Annotated in this window: 25 protein-coding genes; 11 read left to right on the top strand and 14 right to left on the bottom strand. The window is 69.6% G+C overall.

The annotated features are described in order from the left end of the window. Positions 1-2: 2 nt before the first annotated feature. The 3 genes from minE (at position 3) to QTI20_RS27620 (ending at position 3,205) form a co-directional block, all read left to right on the top strand. On the top strand, positions 3-278 hold the full coding sequence (gene minE, locus QTI20_RS27630; RefSeq protein ID WP_183028471.1) for a cell division topological specificity factor MinE: 276 nt from the start codon (positions 3-5) through the stop codon (positions 276-278). A gap of 107 nt (positions 279-385) precedes the next feature. Continuing rightward, positions 386-2,836: a GspE/PulE family protein gene (locus QTI20_RS27625; RefSeq protein ID WP_286555113.1), complete on the top strand. Its 2,451-nt coding sequence runs from the start codon at positions 386-388 to the stop codon at positions 2,834-2,836. Between the two features lie 117 nt (positions 2,837-2,953). Continuing rightward, positions 2,954-3,205 (top strand): hypothetical protein, encoded by a 252-nt coding sequence (locus tag QTI20_RS27620; RefSeq protein ID WP_183028473.1) that lies wholly within the window; start codon positions 2,954-2,956, stop codon positions 3,203-3,205. 28 nt (positions 3,206-3,233) lie between these two features. On the opposite strand, the gene QTI20_RS27615 is transcribed toward QTI20_RS27620, so the two are convergent. The 3 genes from QTI20_RS27615 to QTI20_RS27605 form a co-directional block, all read right to left on the bottom strand. Beyond that, positions 3,234-3,674, bottom strand: a complete 441-nt coding sequence (locus QTI20_RS27615) for an RcnB family protein (RefSeq protein WP_286555114.1) — start codon at positions 3,672-3,674, stop codon at positions 3,234-3,236. Positions 3,675-3,803: 129 nt separating this feature from the next. Then, the gene (locus tag QTI20_RS27610) at positions 3,804-4,181 is read right to left on the bottom strand and encodes a hypothetical protein (RefSeq protein ID WP_286555115.1); all 378 of its coding nucleotides are present in this window, start codon (positions 4,179-4,181) and stop codon (positions 3,804-3,806) included. A gap of 32 nt (positions 4,182-4,213) precedes the next feature. Then, positions 4,214-4,810, bottom strand: coding sequence for a cob(I)yrinic acid a,c-diamide adenosyltransferase (locus QTI20_RS27605; RefSeq protein ID WP_286555116.1), 597 nt, complete (start codon positions 4,808-4,810; stop codon positions 4,214-4,216). A gap of 58 nt (positions 4,811-4,868) precedes the next feature. Between QTI20_RS27605 and QTI20_RS27600 the strand changes: the two genes are divergently transcribed. Then, positions 4,869-6,293 carry an FAD-binding oxidoreductase gene (locus tag QTI20_RS27600; protein WP_183028477.1) on the top strand — a complete coding sequence of 475 codons (1,425 nt, stop codon included), beginning with the start codon at positions 4,869-4,871 and terminating at the stop codon, positions 6,291-6,293. Between the two features lie 67 nt (positions 6,294-6,360). Here the strand turns inward: QTI20_RS27600 and QTI20_RS27595 are convergent, their stop codons facing one another. The 8 genes from QTI20_RS27595 to QTI20_RS27560 form a co-directional block, all read right to left on the bottom strand. Further along, complete coding sequence (locus QTI20_RS27595) at positions 6,361-7,317, bottom strand: ParB/RepB/Spo0J family partition protein (RefSeq protein WP_286555117.1); 957 nt, start codon at positions 7,315-7,317, stop codon at positions 6,361-6,363. Positions 7,318-7,322: 5 nt separating this feature from the next. After that, positions 7,323-7,880 carry an RBBP9/YdeN family alpha/beta hydrolase gene (locus QTI20_RS27590; RefSeq protein ID WP_286555118.1) on the bottom strand — a complete coding sequence of 186 codons (558 nt, stop codon included), beginning with the start codon at positions 7,878-7,880 and terminating at the stop codon, positions 7,323-7,325. Between the two features lie 3 nt (positions 7,881-7,883). Continuing rightward, positions 7,884-8,738 carry a ParA family protein gene (locus QTI20_RS27585; protein ID WP_286555119.1) on the bottom strand — a complete coding sequence of 285 codons (855 nt, stop codon included), beginning with the start codon at positions 8,736-8,738 and terminating at the stop codon, positions 7,884-7,886. A gap of 13 nt (positions 8,739-8,751) precedes the next feature. Next, positions 8,752-9,366 carry a LysE family translocator gene (locus tag QTI20_RS27580; protein ID WP_286555120.1) on the bottom strand — a complete coding sequence of 205 codons (615 nt, stop codon included), beginning with the start codon at positions 9,364-9,366 and terminating at the stop codon, positions 8,752-8,754. 79 nt (positions 9,367-9,445) lie between these two features. After that, positions 9,446-10,093 (bottom strand): 16S rRNA (guanine(527)-N(7))-methyltransferase RsmG, encoded by a 648-nt coding sequence (gene rsmG, locus QTI20_RS27575; RefSeq protein WP_286555122.1) that lies wholly within the window; start codon positions 10,091-10,093, stop codon positions 9,446-9,448. Further along, positions 10,090-12,048, bottom strand: a complete 1,959-nt coding sequence (gene mnmG / locus QTI20_RS27570; RefSeq protein ID WP_286555124.1) for a tRNA uridine-5-carboxymethylaminomethyl(34) synthesis enzyme MnmG — start codon at positions 12,046-12,048, stop codon at positions 10,090-10,092. The genes rsmG and mnmG overlap by 4 nt, the downstream gene beginning before the upstream one ends. A 177-nt stretch (positions 12,049-12,225) precedes the next feature. Continuing rightward, positions 12,226-12,426 carry a hypothetical protein gene (locus tag QTI20_RS27565; protein WP_286555126.1) on the bottom strand — a complete coding sequence of 67 codons (201 nt, stop codon included), beginning with the start codon at positions 12,424-12,426 and terminating at the stop codon, positions 12,226-12,228. Next, positions 12,426-12,611 carry a DUF1328 family protein gene (locus QTI20_RS27560; protein WP_183028484.1) on the bottom strand — a complete coding sequence of 62 codons (186 nt, stop codon included), beginning with the start codon at positions 12,609-12,611 and terminating at the stop codon, positions 12,426-12,428. The genes QTI20_RS27565 and QTI20_RS27560 overlap by 1 nt, the downstream gene beginning before the upstream one ends. A 217-nt stretch (positions 12,612-12,828) precedes the next feature. Here QTI20_RS27560 and gstA point away from each other — a divergent pair, with 217 nt between their 5' ends. From gstA to gloA2, 4 genes are all read left to right on the top strand, one after another. After that, positions 12,829-13,437 carry a glutathione transferase GstA gene (gene gstA / locus QTI20_RS27555; RefSeq protein WP_286555128.1) on the top strand — a complete coding sequence of 203 codons (609 nt, stop codon included), beginning with the start codon at positions 12,829-12,831 and terminating at the stop codon, positions 13,435-13,437. A gap of 132 nt (positions 13,438-13,569) precedes the next feature. Next, positions 13,570-14,673, top strand: a complete 1,104-nt coding sequence (locus QTI20_RS27550; RefSeq protein ID WP_183028486.1) for an alkene reductase — start codon at positions 13,570-13,572, stop codon at positions 14,671-14,673. A gap of 37 nt (positions 14,674-14,710) precedes the next feature. After that, positions 14,711-15,175 carry a GNAT family N-acetyltransferase gene (locus QTI20_RS27545; protein ID WP_286555129.1) on the top strand — a complete coding sequence of 155 codons (465 nt, stop codon included), beginning with the start codon at positions 14,711-14,713 and terminating at the stop codon, positions 15,173-15,175. An 8-nt stretch (positions 15,176-15,183) separates the two neighbouring features. Next, a complete protein-coding gene (gloA2, locus tag QTI20_RS27540) occupies positions 15,184-15,933 on the top strand; it encodes an SMU1112c/YaeR family gloxylase I-like metalloprotein (protein ID WP_286555130.1) in 750 nt (249 codons plus the stop codon). A gap of 11 nt (positions 15,934-15,944) precedes the next feature. Here the strand turns inward: gloA2 and QTI20_RS27535 are convergent, their stop codons facing one another. From QTI20_RS27535 to QTI20_RS27525, 3 genes are read right to left on the bottom strand one after another with little or no spacing between them, the layout of a single operon-like run. Beyond that, positions 15,945-17,315: a sensor histidine kinase gene (locus tag QTI20_RS27535; RefSeq protein ID WP_286555132.1), complete on the bottom strand. Its 1,371-nt coding sequence runs from the start codon at positions 17,313-17,315 to the stop codon at positions 15,945-15,947. After that, positions 17,315-18,010, bottom strand: a complete 696-nt coding sequence (locus QTI20_RS27530) for a response regulator transcription factor (RefSeq protein ID WP_286555133.1) — start codon at positions 18,008-18,010, stop codon at positions 17,315-17,317. The genes QTI20_RS27535 and QTI20_RS27530 overlap by 1 nt, the downstream gene beginning before the upstream one ends. 51 nt (positions 18,011-18,061) lie before the next feature. Beyond that, positions 18,062-20,278, bottom strand: coding sequence for a heavy metal translocating P-type ATPase (locus tag QTI20_RS27525; RefSeq protein WP_286555134.1), 2,217 nt, complete (start codon positions 20,276-20,278; stop codon positions 18,062-18,064). Between the two features lie 117 nt (positions 20,279-20,395). Between QTI20_RS27525 and QTI20_RS27520 the strand changes: the two genes are divergently transcribed. The 3 genes from QTI20_RS27520 (at position 20,396) to QTI20_RS27510 (ending at position 22,137) form a co-directional block, all read left to right on the top strand. After that, positions 20,396-20,590: a heavy-metal-associated domain-containing protein gene (locus QTI20_RS27520; protein ID WP_286555135.1), complete on the top strand. Its 195-nt coding sequence runs from the start codon at positions 20,396-20,398 to the stop codon at positions 20,588-20,590. Beyond that, entirely contained in the window at positions 20,587-21,009 is a 423-nt protein-coding gene (cueR, locus tag QTI20_RS27515) for a Cu(I)-responsive transcriptional regulator (protein ID WP_286555136.1), read from the top strand. Before QTI20_RS27520 ends, cueR begins: the two co-directional genes overlap by 4 nt. Before the next feature lie 123 nt (positions 21,010-21,132). Next, complete coding sequence (locus tag QTI20_RS27510) at positions 21,133-22,137, top strand: cupin-like domain-containing protein (protein ID WP_286555137.1); 1,005 nt, start codon at positions 21,133-21,135, stop codon at positions 22,135-22,137. Positions 22,138-22,139 lie beyond the last annotated feature (2 nt).

Raw genomic sequence — 22,139 nt, 5'->3', positions numbered from 1 at the left:
GCATGTCCTTCCTTTCCTTTCTTCTCGGCGAAAAGAAGAAGACGGCCAGCGTCGCCAAGGAACGCCTGCAGATCATCCTGGCCCACGAGCGCTCCAGCCTGAGCGCCAAGCGGCCGGAGTACCTGGCCGACCTGCAGCGCGAACTGGTGGCGGTGATCTCCAAGTACGTGTCGATCAGCCCCGAGGACATCAAGGTCCACCTGGAACGCCAGGACGACCTCGAAGTGCTGGACATCAAGATCGAACTGCCCGAAAGCACGGCCGTTCCGGCCCGCTGAGGCTTTCTTCGCTTCGACGGCGCGCATCCGCGCGCTAGAGTCGGGGGGCAGGGAGGGGCAAAGCCGCCACGACACACGATGGCGCAGGACGACCCCTGGAGTTGCAGATGACGACATTGAAGCCCCTGGAGTGGGAACCGCCGAAGAAGGCGGCAGCGGCCGAATCGGCCGAGGCCGAAGGTTTTCTGTGGCCGCGCCCGCCGGGCGCCGCCTATCCGCCGCCCAGCGTGCAGACCGAACCGCTGCCCTGCGAGATCCGCGGCACCAACGGCCAGCATGCGGCCGGCCGCATGACCTTCTTCATTCCCGACCAGGCCGTGGCCCTGGTGCAGCTGCCACGCGCGCGCACCACGGTGCCGCTGCGCTTCGACCAGTTCCGCTCGATCACGCTGACCACGCCGCTCGTGCCGCTCGCCACGCCCGCGGTGGACCCGCAATCGGGCGTGCCGCGCGAGCCGGCCAGCGCCGCCGTGCGCGTGATCATGAAGGACGGCACCGAGCGCCAGAGCCGCACGGTCGGCCATGTGGAAAGCCCGTTCGGCCTGTTCCTGTTCCCGCCGGCCGGTGAGGACGGCGGCGTGCTGCGCGAGTTCCTGCCGCGCTCGGCCTTCGCCCGCTTCGAGGTCGACGCCCCGTCCGACGACAGCGATCCGGCCCAGGCGCTGGCCACGCCGCTGCTGTCGCGCATCGTCACCACCGGCGGCGAGCTGGTGGAGGCTTTGCAGCACCAGGCACGCATGCCGATGGTGCGCATCGGCGAGGCGCTGATCTCGCTGGGCATGGTGAGCGCCGACGACCTGCGCGACGCGCTGGCCCACCAGCAGAAGGACCGCGGCGTGCCGCTGGGCGAACTGCTGGTGCGCCGCGGCGTGGTGTCGCGGGCCGACCTGCAGGTGGCGCTGACGCGCAAGATGGGCTATCCGCTGGTCGACCTCGACGTGTTCGTGCCCGAGCCCGAGGCGCTGCGCAAGATCGCCTATGCCGCGGCCCAGCGCCTGCAGGTGATGCCGCTGATGATGAGCGAGGGCCGGCTGGTGGTGGCGCTGGACGATCCGGCCAACCGGCGCGCGGCGGTCGACGAGGTCGAGTTCATCGCGCAGATGAAGGTGGCGCCGGTGCTGGCGCAGTGCCGCGACATGGAGCGCAGCCTGCACGCGGCCTACGAGAAGATCGGCGCGGCCTCGGACAGCCGCTTCTCGCAGGCGCTGCGCCCGATCGAGTTCGAGCCGGGCGACACCACGGCGCTGGTCGAGTCGCTCGAGAAGGAAGGCGAGGACCGGGTCGACGAGGACGCGCCGATCGAGCAGTCCGACAACTCGCTGGTCAAGCTGATCAACCGGATGATCCTCGAGGCGCACTCGGGCGGCGTGTCGGACATCCACATCGAGAGCTACCCGGGCCGGGAGAAGATCCGCATCCGCTTCCGCAAGGACGGGCTGCTGCGCACCTACCTCGAGCTGCCCTCGAACTACCGCAACGCGATGATCGCGCGCATCAAGATCATGTGCGACCTCGACATCAGCGAGCGCCGCAAGCCGCAGGACGGCAAGATCAACTTCGCCAAGTTCTCGCCCCAGCACCGCATCGAGCTGCGCGTCGCGACCATCCCCACCAACAGCGGCCTGGAAGACGTGGTGATGCGGATCCTGGCCTCGGCCAAGCCGATCGCGCTCGACCGGCTGGGCCTGTCGGAGCTCAACCTGGAGCGCCTGCGCCACGCGGTCGAGCGGCCCTACGGCATGGTGCTGTGCGTGGGCCCCACGGGCTCGGGCAAGACCACCACGCTGCACTCGGCGCTGAGCCACATCAACGTGCCCGAGCGCAAGATCTGGACCGCCGAGGACCCGATCGAAATCACCCAGCCCGGCCTGCGCCAGGTGCAGGTGAACCCGCGCATCGACTGGACCTTCGCCAAGGCGCTGCGGGCCTTCCTGCGGGCCGACCCGGACGTGATCATGGTGGGTGAAATCCGCGACGAGGAGACGGCCAAGATGGCGGTCGAGGCCTCGCTCACGGGCCACCTGGTGCTGTCCACCCTGCACACCAACAGCGCGCCCGAGACCGTGACCCGCCTGCTCGACATGGGCATGGACCCGTTCAACTTCGCCGATTCGCTGCTGGCCGTGCTGGCCCAGCGGCTGGTGCGCCGGCTCTGCACGCACTGCCGCACGAACCGCGACGCCACCGACGCCGAGATCGAGGAGCTGATGGGCGACTACCTGCGCGCCTACGGCGAGGCCGAACAGCCGCCCGAGACGAGCGAAGAGGTGCTGGCGCGCTGGACCGCGCGCCACGGCCAGAACGGCCGCTTGCAGATGTACGCCAGCCCGGGCTGCTCCTTCTGCGACCAGACCGGCTTCAAGGGCCGAGCCGGGCTGCACGAGCTGATGGTGATCTCACGCGAGCTGCGCCACCTGGTGCAGACCGGCGCCCGCGCCGAGGCGCTGCAGGCGACCGCGCTGCGCGAGGGCATGCGCACGCTGCGCCAGGACGGCATCGACAAGGTGCTGGCCGGGCAGACGACCATCGAGGAAGTGCGGTCCACCAGCAACGTCTGAACCCCGCCGCGGGGCTTCTGTGTGCCAAGGTACACAGCTGCGCAAATAAGTTGAGGAGACTGTCACCTGCAAGAGGTACATTGGACTTCATTCCTCAGCTTCCGGAACGGATTCGCCATGGCATCGAACCAGCAGACGCGCGTTGAGTTGAAGGCGGCAGCCGCCGCCGTGGTGCGCGAACGATTGCGCCAGGCCCTGCCGCTCACGGTCGAACGGCTGAACCACCGCCAGGCCGACCTGATCGAGGACAGCGACATCGAGGCCTATGTAGGCCTCAACTGGCTCGAATGGCACGGCGGCGGCCTGCGCCTGACCATCACCGGGCGCAACGTGTGCGCCCAGATGACCACCGCGCCGGCCTCGGTCTGATCCCGGGCCGGCGGGCGCCGCCGCTTGCTTACTGCGCGGCGATGATCTGCGCAATCACGCCGGTCGCGATGGCGGCGAGCACGAAGTCGCCACCCACACCGACCCACTGGTAGCCGCGCGGCGGCTGCTGCAGCCGATGGCCGCGCCAGTCGTCCACCACGTAGTTGCGGCCACGGTATTCCGGCGGCACCCGGCCACCGCGACGCCATTCGACATGCGGCTGCGGATAGCCGCGGCGATCGGCGAAGCGGCCGTCACGGTAGTCCTGCCGGTCGTAGCGCTGCTGGTTGTAGCGCTGGTCCTGGCGTTGCTCGTGGGGGCTCTTGATGTAGAGCTGCCCCGGGCGCGGTGGGCCGCGATAGTCCCGGTCGTCGCCTCGGCGATCCTGGGCGAAGGCGCTTCCGGCCATGCACAGTGCGAGCACGCCGGCCACGAGGGTGGTGACGCGCTTGGATCTGTTGTTGTTCATCTGGAACTCCTTCTGCGTTGGATGAGGGTTTCAGTATCGGCAGTCCGCGTGTCGCGCAGCCACGGTGCAGATGCGCATCGCGTGAAGGCGGTAAGCGCAGGTGTCCGTACGCGATACGCCCGCGGCGCCTCAGGAAGGCGCCATTTGCGTGCTTTGCGGGCCCACGGGCGGCGGGGCCGGATGGCGCGTGCCGCCCGGCAGCTTGCGGCCCAGCGACTCGCCGGCCCGGCGCACCGGCCGGCTGGCGCGCTCGGACACGTTGTCGACGCCACGGCGGGTCGCGCCTTCGGCGCGGTCCACCCCACGGCCCGCGGCATCGGCGCCGCGCTTCGCGCTGCCCAGCACCGTGCCGTCGCGCGGCGGCGGCGGTTGGAGGGTCTGCGCGCGCTGGGCGCGCGGCGGGTTGTCGGCGGCCTGGGCCTGGGCCGCGGCGGGCAGCCCCAGCGCGAGGCCCAGCAGGGCGCCCAGGAACCAGGCGGTTGAAAGCGAAGAAGCTGAGGAGTTCATCGGAACGCTCCTTGAGGACGACGGGGACAGGATCAGGTCGGCGATGCCTTCGCATCCTGCGCGTCCTCGGCCGCGGCGCGCGTCAGACGTTCGCTCTTCCAGTACACATCGTCGCCACCGTCGATCCGGTTGAGCACCCGCGCCAGCACGAACAGCAGGTCGCTCAGGCGGTTGAGGTAGTGGCGCAGCGAGGCGTTGATCGCCTCGGCCGCGCCCAGCGCCACCACCGCCCGTTCGGCCCGCCGCGCCACGGTGCGGCACACATGGGCCAGCGAGGCCCCGCGCGTGCCCGCCGGCAGGATGAACTCGGCCAGCCGCGGCAGGGCCGCGTTGTGCGCGGCCAGCGCATCGTCGAGCTGCAGCAGGGCCTCGTCCTTGAGCAGCGTGTAGCCGGGCATCGAGAGCTCGCCCCCCAGGTTGAACAGCTGGTGCTGCACGTCGACCAGCAGCTCGCGCACCGGCCCCGGCATGGGCTCGCAGAGCAGCACGCCGATCTGCGAGTTGAGTTCGTCGACGTCGCCCATGGCCTGCACGCGCAGGTGGTCCTTGGGGACGCGGGTGTTGTCGCCCAGGCCGGTGGTGCCGTCGTCGCCGGTGCGCGTCGCGATCTGCGTGAGTCGATTGCCCATGGAAGTGCCTTGGAAGAGTGCTGTTCTTAGAATGGTAGACCGCTCCTGGAGACCCACGATGAACGCGCCCGCCACCGCCGACCAGCTCTTGCCCGAATTCCACCTGCGCGAGGTGCCCGCGGCGCTGGTCGACGCGCTCAAGGCGCGCTTCGACCAGCGCTGCTCGACCGCGCTGGCGGTGCGCACGCAGCACGGCCGCGACGAATCCTCCTTCGAGGCGCCGCCGCCCGCGGCGGTGGTGTTCGCCGAGAGCACGCAGGACGTGGCCGATGCGGTGCGGCTGGCCGGCGCGCACAGCGTGCCGGTGATCCCCTTCGGCGTCGGTTCGTCGCTGGAAGGCCACCTGCTGGCCGTCCAGGGCGGCATCAGCCTCGACCTGGGCCGCATGAACCGCGTGCTGTCGATCAACGCCGACGACCTCACGGTCACGGTGCAGCCCGGCGTCACGCGCAAGCAGCTCAACGACGAGATCAAGAGCACCGGCCTGTTCTTCCCCATCGACCCGGGCGCCGACGCCTCCATCGGCGGCATGGTCGCCACCCGCGCCAGCGGCACGAACGCGGTGCGCTACGGCACCATGCGCGAGAACGTGCTGGGCCTGGAGGTGGTGACGGCCGCCGGCGAGACGATCCGCACCGGCACCCGCGCGCGCAAGTCCTCGGCCGGCTACGACCTCACGCGGCTGATGGTCGGCAGCGAAGGCACGCTGGGCGTGGTGACCGAGATCACGCTGCGCATCTACCCGCTGCCCGAGGCGGTGTCGGCCGCCATCTGCTCCTTCCCGAGCATCGAGGCGGCGGTGCGCACCACCATCGAGACGATCCAGCTGGGCGTGCCGATCGCGCGCGTCGAACTGATCGACGTGAACACCGTGCGCATGGTCAACGCCTACGCCAAGCTGGGCCTGCGCGAGGAGCCGATGCTGCTGATGGAATTCCACGGCTCGCCCGCGGGCGTCAAGGAGCAGGCCGAAACCGTGCAGGAGCTGGCCAGCGGCCATGGCGGCAACGCCTTCGAATGGGCCACCACACCCGAGGAACGCACCCGCCTGTGGACCGCGCGGCACAACGCCTACTTCGCCGCCATCCAGTCGCGCCCGGGCTGCCGCGCGATCTCGACCGACACCTGCGTGCCGATCTCGCGCCTGGCCGACTGCCTGCTCGATTCGGTGGCCGAGGCCGATGCCAGCGGCATTCCCTACTTCCTGGTAGGCCACGTGGGCGACGGCAACTTCCACTTCGGCTACCTGATCGACCCCAACGACGCCGAGGAGCGCGCCAAGGCCGAGGTGCTCAACCATGCGCTGGTCTCGCGCGCGATCGCGCTGGAAGGCACCTGCAGCGGCGAGCACGGCATCGGGCTGCACAAGATGGGCTTCCTGGTCGACGAGGCCGGCGCGGGCGCGGTCGACATGATGCGCACCATCAAGCGCGCGCTGGACCCGAAGAACATCATGAACCCGGGGAAGATCTTCAGCCTCTGATCTGTCACCCCGGCAAAAAGCCCGGCCGCTCGCGAGAGCGCCGGGCTTTTTGCATGGCGTGCGGGCCTCAGGTGGCCGTCTGCCGGATCCGGTCGATCAGGCCGTTGAGCGCCTCCAGCGAGCCGAAGTGGATGGCCAGTTCGCCGCTCTCCTCGATCTTGCCGCCGCGTTTGCTGCGCTTCTTGATCCGGACTTCGACCTCGGCGGTCAGCAGGTCGGCCAGCTCTTCCTCGACCCGCAGCAGGTCGCGCGACTTGTCGGCCGCGCCGTTGCGTCGCGGCGAGGGCGTGAGGCTGAAGTCGGCGGCCAGCTTCTTGACCAGCGCCTCGGCCTCGCGCACCGACATCTTCTTGCCCGCGATCTGGTTGGCGGCCGTGATCTGGGTGCCGCGGTCCAGCGACAGCAGCGCGCGCGCGTGGCCCATGTCGATGTCGCCGGCCATCAGCATGGCCTGGGCGGGCTCGGCCAGGTTCAACAGGCGCAGCAGGTTGCTGGCGGCGCTGCGCGAGCGGCCCACGGCCTGGGCCGCGGCTTCGTGCGTGAGCCCGAACTCCGCCACCAGGCGCTGCAGGCCCTGCGCCTCTTCCAGCGGGTTGAGGTCCTCGCGCTGGATGTTCTCGATCAGCGACATGGCCGCGGCGGCCTCGTTGGGCACGTCGCGCACCAGCACCGGCACGCTGTCCAGGCCGGCCAGCTTGGCGGCGCGGAAGCGGCGCTCGCCCGCGATGATCTCGAACTCGGCGTTCTTCGCGGCGGCCGATTCGGCATCCAGCCGGCGCACCAGGATCGGCTGCATGATGCCCTGCACCTTGATGCTCTCGGCCAGCTCGTAGAGCGCGCCCTCGTCCATGCGGGTGCGCGGCTGGTAGACGCCGGCCACCATCTGCTCGAGCTTGAGCACCGTGGGCTGGGGTGCCGGGGCGTTGGCGTCGGGGGTGGCCGGTTCGTCGGCGCTGCCGTTGAAGGTGGGGCCCAGCAGGGCTTCGAGTCCGCGGCCGAGGCCCTTGGGTTTCTTGGTGGCCATCGAGGTCAGTCTTCTTTGTCTGTGGTCTTCAGGAGGTCGTTCAGCAGCGCCCGGCCCTGGGGCCAGTCGCCCAGGCCGGATTCGCCGTTGAGGTGGCCAGCGGCGCCGGCATCGACGAAACGCGCGCCCCAGTCGGCCGCCAGCTGGCGCGAGCGCGCGGCGTCGCAATAGGGATCGTCATTCGCCGCGATCAGCAGCGAAGGAAAAGGCAATCGCTGGCGCACGATGGGCGCCCAGCCGGGAATCATCTGGCGCAGGTCGTCGCGCTCCAGGTCGCCGGGCGCCACGAGCAGGGCCGCGCGCACCTTGGCGGTGTGGCGCGAGTGGGCGGCCCAGGCCGCGACCAGGATGCAGCCCAGGCTGTGGGCCACGAGCGCCACCGGGCCGGGCGCGGCCAGCACTTCTTCCTCGAGCCGCGCCAGCCAGTCGCCGCGGCGGGGATGCATCCACTCGTGCTGCTCGACCCGGTGGTCGCCATGCACGGCCTCCCAGCGGCTCTGCCAATGGGGCGCATCGCTGTTCTGCCAGCCGGGGAGCAACAGGATGGGGGTGGGGGTGCTCATGGCCTATTCCTCGGCCGTATCGGCTGCAGCGGCGTTCTGCGTCTCGACCGGCAGCTCGACCGGCGGGGGCGCGGGCTGGGCCAGCGCGCTGGCCGGCGGCATCTTCTCGACCAGCTCCTGCGCGAAGGCCACGAAGGCCTGGCTGCCGCGCGCCGACGGATCGAAGACCACGCCCGGCAGGCCGTAGCTCGGCGCCTCGGCCAGCCGCACGTTGCGCGGGATCACGGTGTCGAACACCTTGTCGCCGAAATGGCCCTTGAGCTGCTCGCTCACCTGCTGCTGCAGCGTGATGCGCGGGTCGAACATCACGCGCAGCAGGCCGATGATCTGCAGGTTCTTGTTGAGGTTGGCGTGCACCTGCTTGATGGTGTTGACCAGGTCGGTCAGGCCCTCCAGCGCGAAGTATTCGCACTGCATGGGCACGATCACGCCATGGGCCGCGCACAGGCCGTTGAGCGTGAGCATGCTCAGGCTGGGCGGGCAGTCGATCAGGATGAAGTCGTAGTCGGCGCCGACCACGGCCAGCGCGGTGCGCAGGCGCTTCTCGCGCCGGTCCAGCGCGACCATCTCGACCTCGGCACCGGCCAGCTCGCGGTTGGCGCCCAGCACGTCGTAGTTGCAGCGCTCGGCCCGCACGCGGGCCTCGGCCACCGAGGCCGACTCCAGCAGTACGTCGTACACGGTCAGTTCGAGCTGGCGCTTGTCGATGCCCGAGCCCATGGTGGCGTTGCCCTGGGGGTCGAGGTCGATCATCAGCACCCGCTGGCCCACCTTGGCCAGGCCGGCCGCGAGGTTCACGGTGGTGGTGGTCTTGCCGACGCCACCCTTCTGGTTGGCAATGCAGAAAATCTTGGCCATCGTCTCTTCTCTCTCAGCGCGACACGGCGAGCTTGATGCCGAAGGCGATCAGGAAGACGCCCGCCAGCTTCTCCAGGGTCTGCGAAATGCGCGGGTTGGCACGCAGCCGCTCCGCCAGGAAATGGGTCAACAGCGTGGCTGCCAGGCCGTACAGGAAGGTCAACACTGCGATGGTCAGGGCCATGAAGGCGAAGGTGCGGAAGCCCTGGTGGCGCGCCGGATCGACGAACAAAGGGAAGAAAGCCATGTAGAAGACGATCGCCTTGGGATTCAGCAAGGTGATGAACATCGCCTGGCGGAAGAACTGCCGCGGGCGGATGTTGAGGATCGGAGCGGCGCCGGGCTTGGCCAGCAGCATGCGGGCGCCCAGCCAGGCCAGGTAGCCCGCGCCCAGCCACTGCACTGCGTGGAAGGCCGTGGGATAGGCCGCCAGCAGCGCGGCCACGCCGGCCACCGCCATCCACATCAGCACCTGGTCGCCGGCGATCACGCCCAGCGTGGCGGCCAGGCCGCCGCGGATGCCGCCCTTCCCTGTCGAGGTGATCAGGGCCAGGTTGCCGGGGCCTGGGATCGCGAGGAACAGGACGATGGCCGCAACGAATGCGCCGTAATCAGCGATGCCGAACATGGGATGTGCCTGAGGCCGGAGGTGGGAGGGAGCTGCGAGTCTAAGCGAGCCATCCCTGCCACCGACACCCCTGCAGCGTTCAGGACACTGCTTTTCGTGCCCAGACGATGCAGCGCTCGGCGTCCAGGCCCGGCACGGTCAGTTGTTCCACGTGAAACACATCGACGAAAGGCGGCAGCTGCGCGAGTTCGTCCGAAGGCAGTTTGCCCTTCATCGCCAGCCAGATGCCCTGCGGGCCCAGCAGTTGCTGCGAGCCGTTGTAGAAATCGGGCAGTGAGGCGAAGGCCCGGCAGCTGATCACGTCGTAGGCACCGCGCTGCGCCTCCACGCGCGCATGCAGCCCGCGCAGGTTGGGCAGGCGCAGCTCGGCCGCCACCTGTTGGACGAAGGCGGTCTTCTTGGCCACCGCATCCAGGCAGGTCACGTCGATGTCCTCGCGCAGGATGGCGATCACCACGCCGGGGAGCCCTGCCCCGGCGCCGACGTCCAGCAGCTTGGTACCGACGGCGCTGGCCGGCCGCTCGCGCTGCAGCGGCGGCAGCACCGAGAGGCTGTCGAGCAGGTGGTGGCTCAGCACCGCATCGGGCTCGCGCAAGGCCGTGAGGTTGTAGACCTTGTTCCACTTGAGGATCAGCGCACCGTAGGCCAGCAGCCGCTCGGATTGCAGATCGCTCAGCGCCAGGCCGAGGGCCTTGGCGCCCTCTTGCAACTGAATCGACTGGCTCATTGCTCGGTCACCGGCGCAGCGGTGTCGGCCACGGCATCGCGTGCGAAGGCGCGATGCCCGCCCTTGCGCAAATGCACCATCAGCAAGGAGATGGCGGCCGGCGTCACGCCGGAAATGCGCGAGGCCAGGCCCAGGGTCTCGGGCCGCTGGCGTTCGAGCTTCTGCCGCACCTCGAAACTCAGTGCGCTCACCTGGCTGTAGTCGAAGTCTGCCGGCAGGCGCAGGTTCTCGTAGTGGGCGGCGCGCTGCACCTCGTCATGCTGGCGGTCGATGTAGCCCGAGTACTTGGCCGAGATCTCGACCTGCTCCACCTCGACCGGCGCCAGGGGCTCGGCCGGTACGTACTTGCCGCCGTCCAGCGACATCAGCGCCGCGTAGTTGACGTCGGGGCGCCGCAGCAGGTCGCCCAGGTTGTATTCGTGCTCGATGGCCTTGCCCAGCACCCGCTGCGACTCGCTGGCCGGCAGGTTGCGGGGATTGACCCAGACCGATTTCAGCCGCTGTGTTTCACGTGAAACAACGTCGCGCTTGCGCGAGAACGCATCCCAGCGCGCGTCGTCCACCAAGCCCAGCTTGCGGCCGGTGTCGGTCAGGCGCATGTCGGCATTGTCCTCGCGCAGCTGCAACCGGAACTCGGCGCGGCTGGTGAACATGCGGTAGGGCTCGGTCACGCCCTTGGTGATCAGGTCGTCGACCAGCACGCCCAGGTAGGCCTCGTCGCGGCGCGGCAGCCAGGCGCCCTCGCCCCGGCACTGCAGCGCGGCATTGATGCCGGCGAACAGTCCCTGGGCCGCGGCTTCTTCGTAGCCGGTGGTGCCGTTGATCTGGCCGGCGAAGAACAGGCCCTGGATCGCACGCGTCTCGAAGCTGCTCTTGAGCTCGCGCGGATCGAAGTAGTCGTACTCGATCGCATAGCCCGGGCGCAGGATGTGCGCGTTCTCCAGGCCCACCATCGAGCGCACCAGCTGGTACTGGATGTCGAAAGGCAGGCTGGTCGAGATCCCGTTCGGGTAGTACTCGTTCGTCGTCAGGCCTTCGGGCTCTAGGAAGATCTGGTGGCTTTCCTTGTCGGCGAAGCGGTTGATCTTGTCTTCCACGCTGGGGCAATAACGCGGGCCCACGCCCTCGATCTTGCCGGTGAACATCGGGCTGCGGTCGAAGCCGGAGCGGATGATGTCGTGCGTGCGCGCGTTGGTGTTGGTGATCCAGCAGGCCATCTGCCGCGGATGCATGTCCGCGCGGCCCATGGTGCTGAACACCGGCATGGTGGTGGTCTCGCCGCCGGGCATGCCGTCGCCCGGCTGCTCGATGCACTTCGAGAAGTCGATGCTGCGGCCGTCGAGCCGCGGCGGCGTGCCGGTCTTGAGCCGGCCCTGGGGCAGCTTCAATTCCTTCAGCCGGGCCGACAGGCTGATGGCCGGCGGGTCCCCTGCCCGGCCGGCCTGGTAGTTGTCCAGGCCCACATGGATGCGGCCGTCGAGGAAGGTGCCGGCGGTCAGCACCACGGTGCGTGCCCGGAAGCGGATGCCCACCTGCGTCACCGCGCCCACCACGCGATCGCCCTCCACCATCAGGTCGTCCACCGCCTGCTGGAACAGGCTCAGGTTCGGCTGGTTCTCCAGCCGGTGGCGGATCGCCGCCTTGTAGAGCACGCGGTCGGCCTGGGCCCGCGTGGCGCGCACGGCCGGGCCCTTGCTCGAATTGAGAATGCGGAACTGGATGCCCGACTCGTCGGTGGCCAGCGCCATCGCGCCGCCCAGCGCGTCGACCTCGCGCACCAGATGGCCCTTGCCGATGCCGCCGATCGAGGGGTTGCAGCTCATCTGCCCCAGCGTCTCGATGTTGTGGGTCAGCAGCAGCGTCTTGGCGCCCATGCGGGCGGAGGCCAGTGCGGCTTCGGTACCGGCGTGACCGCCGCCGACGACGATGACGTCGAATTCTTCAGGATAGAGCATGAGATGGGGCGCACTCTCGCGTGCGCGGCGTGGGAGTCTGCAGGGAGGGGCCCCGATTTTAAGCGGCGCCTGCATTTCGCAGGGCCTGTGGGGGCTCCGCCCGGCCCCTCATGCGGCCCGGCAGGCCGCTCCGTCATGCGTTGAGCCGCTATCTATTTAATAGCAACCGCGGACCGTTCAGGCCGCTTGTGCCTCTTGCTGCGACGCCATCGTGCGCCGCGCACGCGACGGCGTGGGTTCGTTCACCGAGGCCAATGCGTCGGCGGTGGCCCAATGGGCCTGCGTGACCTGCAGCACCCGCACCACGCGGTGCGCGGGGGTCTGCAGCAGCAGGCCCAAGCGGCGCTCCACCGGCCATCGCAACACCCGGTGGGTCATCAGTCGATCGCCTTCCGCACGGCGCCCACGCCCAGCGCGGCCAGCACGAGGAAGACCACGGCCAGCACCAGGAACAGCCCGAACAGCACCTTGGCGATACCGGCGGCACCCGCCGCGACACCGCCGAAGCCGAGCGCACCGGCAACCAGGGAAACGAGCGCGAAAATGATGGCGTACTTCAGCATGGAAAGCTCCTCGATGGCGGCACTGCGCCGCAATGGAGAGCAGCTTAGAAAGCGCCTCCGATGCGGCGGATAGTCGGGCCGCGCAAGCCCCCGTAGGACAAAAACGCGAGGCCGAACCGCTACGATCGGCGGCTGACCGGTGCGCAATAGCGCCGGCGCCCGACGCGTGTGCGCCGGACTGCTTTTCCGTCCCCTCACCCATCCTCTGGAGCATTGCATGAAGCTGTACTACTCGCCCGGCGCCTGTTCGCTGTCGCCCCACATCGCCCTGCACGAAGCCGGCCTCGCCTTCGAACCGGTGCTGGCCAGCACCAAGAGCCACAAGCTGCAGGATGGCACCGACTACTACGGCATCAATCCGCTGGGCTACGTGCCCATGCTGGAGCTCGACGACGGCACGCGCCTGCGCGAAGGCCCGGCCATCGTGCAGTACATCGCCGACATGGTGCCGCTGAAGAACCTCGCGCCCGCCAACGGCACGCTGCCGCGCTACCGCCTGCAGGAATGGCTGACCTTCATCGGCACCGAAATCCACAAGGGCTTCAGCCCGCTGTTCAACCCCGCCATGCCCGACGAGGCGAAGACCATCGCCAAGGACCGCCTCGCGACGCGCTTCACCTGGCTCGACAAGGAACTCGAGCACAAGGAATACCTGATGGGCGAACACTTCACGGTGGCCGACGGCTACCTCTTCACCGTAGTGAACTGGACCAAGCCCATGGCCATCGATCTCACGCCCTACCCGCACCTGCAGGCCTGGCATGCGCGCGTGGGCGCACGCCCCGCGGTGCAGGCCGCGCTCAAGGCCGAAGGCCTGCTGAAGTAAGCCGCGGGCCGGGCCGTTCGCGCAAGCACAGCGCGGCGGCCCCGCCTAGCAGCAAAACGACAACCTCACCGCAGCAGGGATGCGCACCGGCGCTTACGCTGGGCATCCCTTTCATCTCTGACAAGACGCACCGTGCCCACTCTCTTCGATCCCGTCCAGGCAGGCGACCTGCACCTCGCCAACCGCATCGTCATGGCGCCGCTGACGCGCAACCGTTCGCCTGGCGCCGTGCCGCTGCCCATCACCGCCACCTACTACGAACAGCGCGCCAGCGCCGGCCTGCTGATCACCGAAGCCACGGCCATCAGCCACCAGGGCCAGGGCTACGCCGACGTGCCGGGCCTCTACGGCACCGAGCAGCTCGACGGCTGGAAGCGCGTGACCGACGCGGTGCACGCCAAGGGCGGCAAGATCGTGGTCCAGCTGTGGCACGTGGGCCGCATCTCGCACACCGAGCTGCAGCCCGACGGCGGCCAGCCCGTCGCGCCCTCGGCCATCACGGCCAAGAGCAAGACCGTGCTGATCAAGGACGGCGTGGCCAGCTTCGTCGAGACCTCCGAGCCGCGCGCGCTCAAGGCCGAGGAACTGCCGGGCATCGTCCACAGCTACGCCGCCGCCGCACGCAATGCGGTCGAGACCGCGGGCTTCGACGGCGTCGAGGTGCATGGCGCCAACGGCTACCTGCTCGACCAGTTCCTCAAGCGCAACAGCAACCAGCGCACCGACGACTACGGCGGCAGCATCGAGAACCGCGCCCGCCTGCTGCTGGAAGCCACGCGTGCCATCGCGGACGCCATCGGCGGTGGCAAGACCGGCATCCGCCTGTCGCCCGTCACGCCCGCCAACGACGTGCACGACGAGGATCCGCAGCCGCTGTTCGAGTACGTGGTCAAGCAGCTCGCCAGCCTGAACCTGGCCTACATCCACGTGATCGAAGGCGCCACCGGCGGCCCGCGCGAAATCGCCGACCGTCCCTTCGACTACGAAGCCCTCAAGGCCGCCTACCGCCAGGCCGGCGGCAAGGGCGCCTGGATGGTCAACAACAACTACGACAAGCCCCTGGCCGAGACGGCCGTCAAGGAAGGCGACGACCTGGTGGCCTTCGGCCGTCCCTACATCGCCAACCCCGACCTGGTGCGCCGCCTGCGCGAGGACGCGCCGCTGAACCCGCTCGACAAGGCCACGCTCTACGGCGGCGGCGAGAAGGGCTACACCGACTATCCCGCGCTCGCCTGAGCACGCTGCCGCCCCCACAGGGGGAACCATCGAAGCCATGACCCACGCCTCCCCCTGGACCCTGCGGCGCGCCACGGCCGCCGACGCGGCCGCCGTGACCGCCTGCGTGTGCGATGCCTTCCAGGTGTATGTCACGCGCCTGGGCATCGTGCCCCGGCCGATGCAGCGCGACTACCGCGAAGCGATCGCCAGCGTGCAGGTCTGGGTCGCCACGCTGCAGCAGCAGACCGTCGCGGCCCTGCTGCTGGACCTGACCGACGAGGGCTTCCTGGTCGACGTGATCGCGGTGTCGCCGGCCCACCAGGGCACGGGCGTCGGGCGGGCCCTGCTCGCGCTCGCGGAACGCGAAGCGCTGCGGCAGGACCATGCATCGATCTATCTCTACACCAACGAGAAGATGAGCGAGAACCTGGCGCTCTACCAGCGCATCGGCTACGTCGAATACAAGCGCGAGACGCTCGACGGCCGCACGCGCGTGTTCCTGCGCAAGCCCTTGCGCTAGGCACCTCGATGCCGCTCGACCGCATCCACCATGTGGCCATCATCTGCGGCGACTACGCGGTGTCGAAGCGCTTCTACACCGAAGTGCTCGGCCTGCGCGTGATCGCGGAGAACCACCGGGCCGCGCGCGATTCGTACAAGCTCGACCTGGCCCTGCCCGACGGCTCGCAGCTCGAGCTCTTCTCCTTTGCCGGCGCCCCCGCGCGGCCCACGCGGCCCGAAGCGCAGGGCCTGCGCCACCTGTGCTTCGAAGTGCCCGACGTGCAGGCCATGGCCGACCAACTCACGGCCCAGGGCATTGCCGTCGAGCCCCTGCGCGTCGACGAATACACCGGCCGCCGCTTCGCCTTCTTCGCCGATCCCGACGGCCTTCCGCTGGAACTCTACGAAGCCGCGCCAGCGGAGGACCTCGAGGCCCTGCTGCTGAAACTCGAGGGCGCCTTGCACCAGCGCGAAGTGCGCGCCAGCGCCGCGCGGCTGGAAGCACTGCTGGACGAGGATTTCCATGAGCTCGGCGTGTCCGGCACCGTCTGGACCCGCGCTGCCATCATCGACGCGTTGCGCGACGAAGCCTTCTCCATCCGGGAGATGACGGATTTTCGCGTCAAAAGAATGGCGAACGATGTGGCGCTGGTGACCTACCGCGTGCATCGCGAAGCCAGCGCCGAACGACCCGCCGCGGACTCGCTGCGAAGCTCGCTGTGGCGCTGCCGGCAGGGACGGTGGCGCATGGCCTTCCACCAGGGCACGCCGCTGTAGGCTCCGTCCTGTCAGGTCGCTTCGCCGAAGGCCAGGCTCACCCGCAGCCCGGTCGGCGCCGCCGCCTCGAGCCGCAACTCCGCCCGCAGCAGCTCCGCATAGCGCGACACGATCGACAGCCCCAGGCCTGCGCCCTGCCCCAGCTTCTGGCCGTCGGGCCCCTGGGCCCAGCGTTCCATCAGCGTGCGCTGCGCCTCCGGCGGAATGCCCGGGCCGTCGTCCACCACCGACAGCACCGTGCCCGACAGCTCGACGGTGATGGTGCGGCCGCCATAGCGCAGCGCGTTGTCGATCAGGTTGTCCAGGATGCCTTCGATCAGCGCGACGCTCGCGTGCACCGTCACCGGCGCGCCTTCGAGCCCGCGCGCGCCCAGGTCCACGCCCTGCGCGTCGGCCCGCGCCAGGTGCCGCAGCACCGCCTGTTCCACCATGTCGTCGAGCCGCACCGGTTCGCGCTGCAGGGCCGTGCGCCCCTCGTCGGCCAGGGCCAGCCCCAGCAGCTGGTCGACCAGATGGCTGGCGCGCGCCTGGCTGGCCGCGATGCGGCCGAGCTGCTCGCGCCAGATGTCGGGGGTGGTCTGGGCCAGGCCGTAGTCCGCGAGCGCGCGGATGCCGGCCAGCGGCGTGCGCAGTTCGTGCGCCACGTTGCCCGCGAATTCGCGCTGGGCCCGCACGCTGAACGCGACCCGGTTGAACAGCGAGTTCAGCGCATCGCCGAGCCGCTCCAGCTCACGCGAACTGCGCGCCACCGGCACCGGCGACAGGTCGCTGGCATCGCGCTGCCCCAGCGCCTGTTCGAGCTCGCCCAGCGGCCGCAACTCGCGGTTGATGTGACGCCAGAGCCAGGCCGCCACCAGGGCCAGCAACAGCAGTTGCGGTGCCAGCGAATAGACCAGCAGGCGTTCGAGCAGCGCGCTGCGGCCGCGCGTGGTCTGCGCCACCACCACGCGGTAGGGATGGGGCAGCCCATGGTCGAGCACCACCGCCCGCAGCTTCTCGCCCCGGAAGCTGATGTCCGAAAACCGGTGGAGCGCCGTGCCCTCCGGAAACGGCGCCTGCAGGGCCGCATCGCCGGCCAGGTGGCGGCCGTCCAGCTGCCGCACGGCGAAGTGCACCGCCTCGGTCTGGTCGAACAGCACGGCCGTCACTTCGCGCGGCGTCAGCGTGAGTTCGACGCTGTTCGGCGTGGCGCGCACGTTGGACGACACCGCGTAGGCATCGTCGAGCAGCGTGCGGTCGAAGGCCTGCTCGGTGAAGCTGTTGGCCACGCCCAGCGCGATGCCGGTGCCGATCAGCCAGGTCAGCGCCAGCGGCGGCAGCACGCCGCGCAGTACGCGCCGCGTGAGCGACGGCGCAACGGCTCGCGGCGTCGCGGCCTGCACTAGGCCTCTGCCTCGGCTTCCAGCAGGTAGCCGAGGCCGCGCAGGGTGCGGATGCTGGCGCCGCTGCCCGCGAGCTTCTTGCGCAGCCGCGAGATGAAGGCCTCGAGCGCGTTGTCGCCCAGCGACTCGTCGAAGGTCGACAGCTTGTCCGACAGCGCGCGCTTGCTCACCGTGCGGCCGGGCGGGCTCATGAGCTCCCACAGCACCTCGAACTCGCGCGCCGGCAGGTCCAGCGGCACGCCCGCCACGCCGAAGCGCCGCGCCTTGCGGTCCAGGCGCAGGCCGCCCAGGGTGGAGACGTCCTCGGTGCCCTGCGCACGCCGCACCAGGGCCCGCAGCCGGGCTTCCACCTCGGCCAGGTCGAAGGGCTTGCCCAGGTAGTCGTCGGCCCCGGCATCGAGGCCGGCGATGCGCTCCTCGGTGCGGTCGCGCGCGGTCAGCACCAGCACCGGCGTGCGGTCACCGCGCCCGCGCGCCTGGCGCAGCACGTTCAGGCCGCTGGCCAGGCCGCTGGTGCGGCTGCCGGTCAGGGGCAGCGTGAGATCGAGCAGCACCGCATCGAACAGCTGCACCCGCCACAGGTGGTCGGCATCCTCCACGTTGGTCGCCAGGTCGACGCGGTGGTTGGCATCGCGCAGGCTGCGCAACATCATGTCGCTCAGCACGGCATCGTCTTCGATCAACAGGATTCGCATGGGGCAGAAAAGAAATGGAGAGGCCGCGGGTGCTGCGTTTCTACACCAAGCCTAGGACTTGTTCGGCCGCCAGCGGCGCAACAACAACGCATTCGCCATCACGCTCACGCTGGAGGCCGCCATGGCGGCACCGGCCACCACCGGGCTCAGCAGGCCGAAGGCCGCGAAGGGGATGCCGATCACGTTGTAGGCGAAGGCCCAGAACAGGTTCTGGCGGATCTTCGCCACGGTGCGCGCCGACAGGTCGAGCGCATCGGCCACCAGCGCCAGGTCGCCGCGCATCAGGGTGATGCCCGCGGCCTCCATCGCCACATCGGTGCCGTTGGCCATCGCGATGCCCACGTCGGCCGCGGCCAGCGCGGGTGCGTCGTTGGCGCCGTCGCCCACCATGGCCACCACATGCACCCCGCCCTGTGCATCGGTGCGCAGGGCCGTCACCTGCGCGGCCTTGTCGGCCGGCAGCACTTCGGCGCGCACGTCCTCGGCCGCGATGCCCACACGCGCGGCCATGGCCTGCGCCGCATGCCGGTTGTCGCCCGAGATCATCACCACGCGCAGCCCGCGGGCCCGCAAAGCGGCCACCGCCTGCGCGGCCTGCGGCTTGGGCTCGTCGCTGAAGGCCAGCAGTGCCTGCACCACCGGCGCGCCCTCGGCACCGAAGGCCAGCAGCGCCGACACCGTCGCGCCCTGCTGCTGCAGGCGCTGCACCGCGGTGCCGTCGGGCCGCGCGTCGAGTTCCTCGCACCAGCGCAGGCTGGCGATGGCCCATTCCGACGCGCCGACGAAGCCGCGCACGCCGCGGCCCGAGGGCGACTGCATGTCGCGCGCCGCGACCGCCTCGATGCCCTGCTTCGCCGCCGCGGCGAGCACCGCCTTGGCCAGCGGATGGCCGCTGCCGCGCTGCAGGCTGGCGGCCACCGCGAGCAGCTCACGCGCGTCGGTGCCGGCGGCCGGCACGAACTCGGTCAGCGTGGGCGTGCCCAAGGTCAGGGTGCCGGTCTTGTCGAAGGCCACGGTGTCGACCCGGTGCGCGAGCTCGAGCGCACGCGCGTCCTTGATCAGGATGCCGCGCCTGGCGGCCACGCCCGTGCCGGCCATCACCGCGACCGGGGTGGCCAGGCCCAGCGCGCAGGGACAGGCGATCACCAGCACCGCCACCGCGTGGACCAGCGCGGCCTCGGTGCCGGCACCGGCCAGCAGCCAGCCGGCCAGCGTGAGCAGCGCGATCACCAGCACCGCCGGCACGAAGACCGCCGACACCTTGTCGACCAGGCGCTGGATCGGCGCCTTGGCCGCCTGCGCGTCTTCCACCAGCCGGATGATGCGGGCCAGCACGCTCTCGGCACCGACCGCGCGCACCTCGACCAGCAGCCGCCCTGCCCCGTTGACCGAACCGCCGGTGAGCGCATCGCCGGGGCCCTTGGCCACGGGCAGTGGTTCGCCGGTCAGCATCGATTCGTCGACCTCCGACTGGCCCTCGATCACCTGCGCATCGGCCGGCACGCGTTCGCCCGGGCGCACGGCCAGCCTGTCGCCGGCCATGACTTCGGCCAGCGGCACGTCGGTCTCGCTGCGCGGGCCGACCAGGTGTGCGACTTCGGGCCGCAGCTGCTGCAAGGCACGGATGGCCGAGGTCGCCTGCCGCTTGGCGCGCGTCTCCAGCCATTTGCCCAGCAAGACCAGCGAGATCACCACCGCCGAGGCTTCGAAGTAAAGATGCGGCATCCCGCCCGGCCCGGCGCGCCACCAGAGCCACAGCGACAGGCCGAAGGCCGCGCTGGTGCCCAATGCCACCAGCAGGTCCATGTTGCCGGTGAGCGCGCGCGCCGCATGCCAGCCCGCGCGGTAGAAGCGCGCGCCCAGCCAGAACTGCACCGGCGCGGCCAGCAGCAACTGCCACAGCGGCGGCAGCATCGCATGGAAGCCGAAGGGCTCCAGCAGCATCGGCGCGAGCAGCGGCGTCGACAGGGCAAGGCCGGCCGCGACCGGGCCGAAGCCCTGCCAGGGCGAGTCGTTCGCGGATGCGGCCTGCGCCGATTCGGCCGTGCGCGGCTCGTAGCCCGCGCTGCGCACTGCACGCCGCAGCCGCGCATCGACCTCCTCCGACGCATCGGCGGCGAGCGTGATGCGCGCGCTCTCGGTGGCGAGGTTGACGCTGGCGTCCTGTACGCCGGCCACCTGCTTCAGCGCGCGTTCGACGCGCATCACGCAGGACGCGCAGGTCATGCCGCCGACGGCGATGTCCAGTGTGGTCAATGAAGTGTTCATGGGCCGAGACTAAAGCCTCACACCATGGCAAGGTCAAGCATGGAATTTCCTTGACCTTTTCATGGTGTCAAGGTTCACACTGCAGCTTCGTTTCATCCATCCCCCAAGGAACACACCATGAGCCAGAAATTCGAAGTCACCGGCATGACCTGCGGCCATTGCGCCAGCACCGTGAAGAACGCGCTGCAGAGCGTCGACCCCGAGGCGCAGGTCACGATCGACCTGCCCACCGGCCATGTCGACGTGCTGAGCGAACAACCCCGCACCGACCTGGTGGCCGCGATCGAAAACGCCGGCTACGTGGTGAAGTGAGCGCCACGCCGTCGACCGCCGCCGGCCCGTGGAACATCGGTGCCGCCGCCGAGCGCTCGGGCGTGTCGGCGCGCATGGTGCGGCACTACGAAGGGCTGGGCCTGCTGCCGGGTGTGGCACGCACCGAGAGCGGGTACCGCCAGTACACCGAGGCCGACATCCACAGCCTGCAGTTCATCAAGCGTTCGCGCGACCTGGGCTTCTCGATGGAGGAGATCGCCGAACTCGTGGGCCTCTGGCACAACCGCCGACGCGCCAGCGCCAGCGTGAAGAAGATCGCGCAACGCCACCTGGGCGAACTCGAGGAACGCATCGCCAGCATGCAGGCGATGCAGCGCACGCTCTCGCACCTGGTGCATTGCTGCCACGGCGACGGGCGGCCCGACTGCCCGATCCTCGATGACCTGGCAGGCCATTGAGCACAGGGGCTCAAACAACCGATTACAAAATTCGCATTGCGGGTGGTAGCCCTTGTTTCTAGTATTTAAGTACTAAAACTTACAACAGCTGCCATGGCACACAACGGTTCTTCCGCCACTCCGGTGGCTCCGTCCCGCGTGGCCGCGGCGTGGCGGCCGATCGAGAAGATCGAGGCCGATGACCTGAGTTACGAGCAGTTCCTTGCACGTTACATGTGGACCAACCGGCCGGTGGTCATCTCGCATGTGGCCCGCGATTGGGCGGCCATGCGCCAGTGGACCCCGGCCTACTTCCGGCAGCGCTTCGGCAGCAAACCGATGCCGATCGCCTACGACGAGACCCTTCCCTTCGACGAATTCATCGACCGCGTGATCGCCTCGAGCGCCGAGGCGCCGGGCCCGTACATGCACCGGTCCTTCCTGCACGAGGTGCTGCCGGAACTGCTGCCCGACCTGATCCCGCAGAACCCCTACGCCTTCCCGCGCCGCTACGCGAGCCCCCTCATGCCCACGCGCTGGCAACGGCCCGACGGCTACCTCAAGCTGCTGGTCGGCGGGGTCGGCAGCAAGTTTCCGGTGATGCACTACGACGGCGAAGCGGCGCATGCCGCGATCACCGAGATCTACGGCGACAAGGAATTCATCATGTACGCGCCGGAGGACGGGCCGAAGCTCTACCCCCTGCCTGAAAGACCCAACCAGTCCTCGGTCGACGACCCCGCGATGCAGGACCTGGAACGCTTTCCGCTGCTGGCGCAGGCGGTCCAGTACCGCACGGTGCTGCAACCGGGCGACATGATCTTCGTGCCCACCGGCTGGTGGCATGCCGCCCGGGCGCTGTCGGTGTCGATCTCGGTCTGCACCAACATGCTCGACGGCATGCACTGGAACGGCCTGAGCGCCGACGCCTATGGCACGCCGGCCAGCCATCCGGACCTGAAGTCCCGGCTCAAGCGCTCCTGGATGCGCGGACTCGGCGCCTTGCTCGATGCGATGGAGCGGCTGCAGGTCGAGCGGCCCGCCCTGGCCCACACCCTTGTCTTTCCGGAGCGGCTCGCGCCCATCTCCGCGGCCGTCGCGCCCGAGCCCTCGCGCCGGCAGATCCACCTGCGCCGGCCGACGAACTGAGG

It is taken from the genome of Variovorax sp. J2P1-31 (assembly GCF_030317215.1).
Lineage (GTDB): Bacteria > Pseudomonadota > Gammaproteobacteria > Burkholderiales > Burkholderiaceae_C > Variovorax.
Note: the sequence above shows the minus strand (reverse complement) of the source record. Positions and strands in the feature narration are given on the sequence as shown.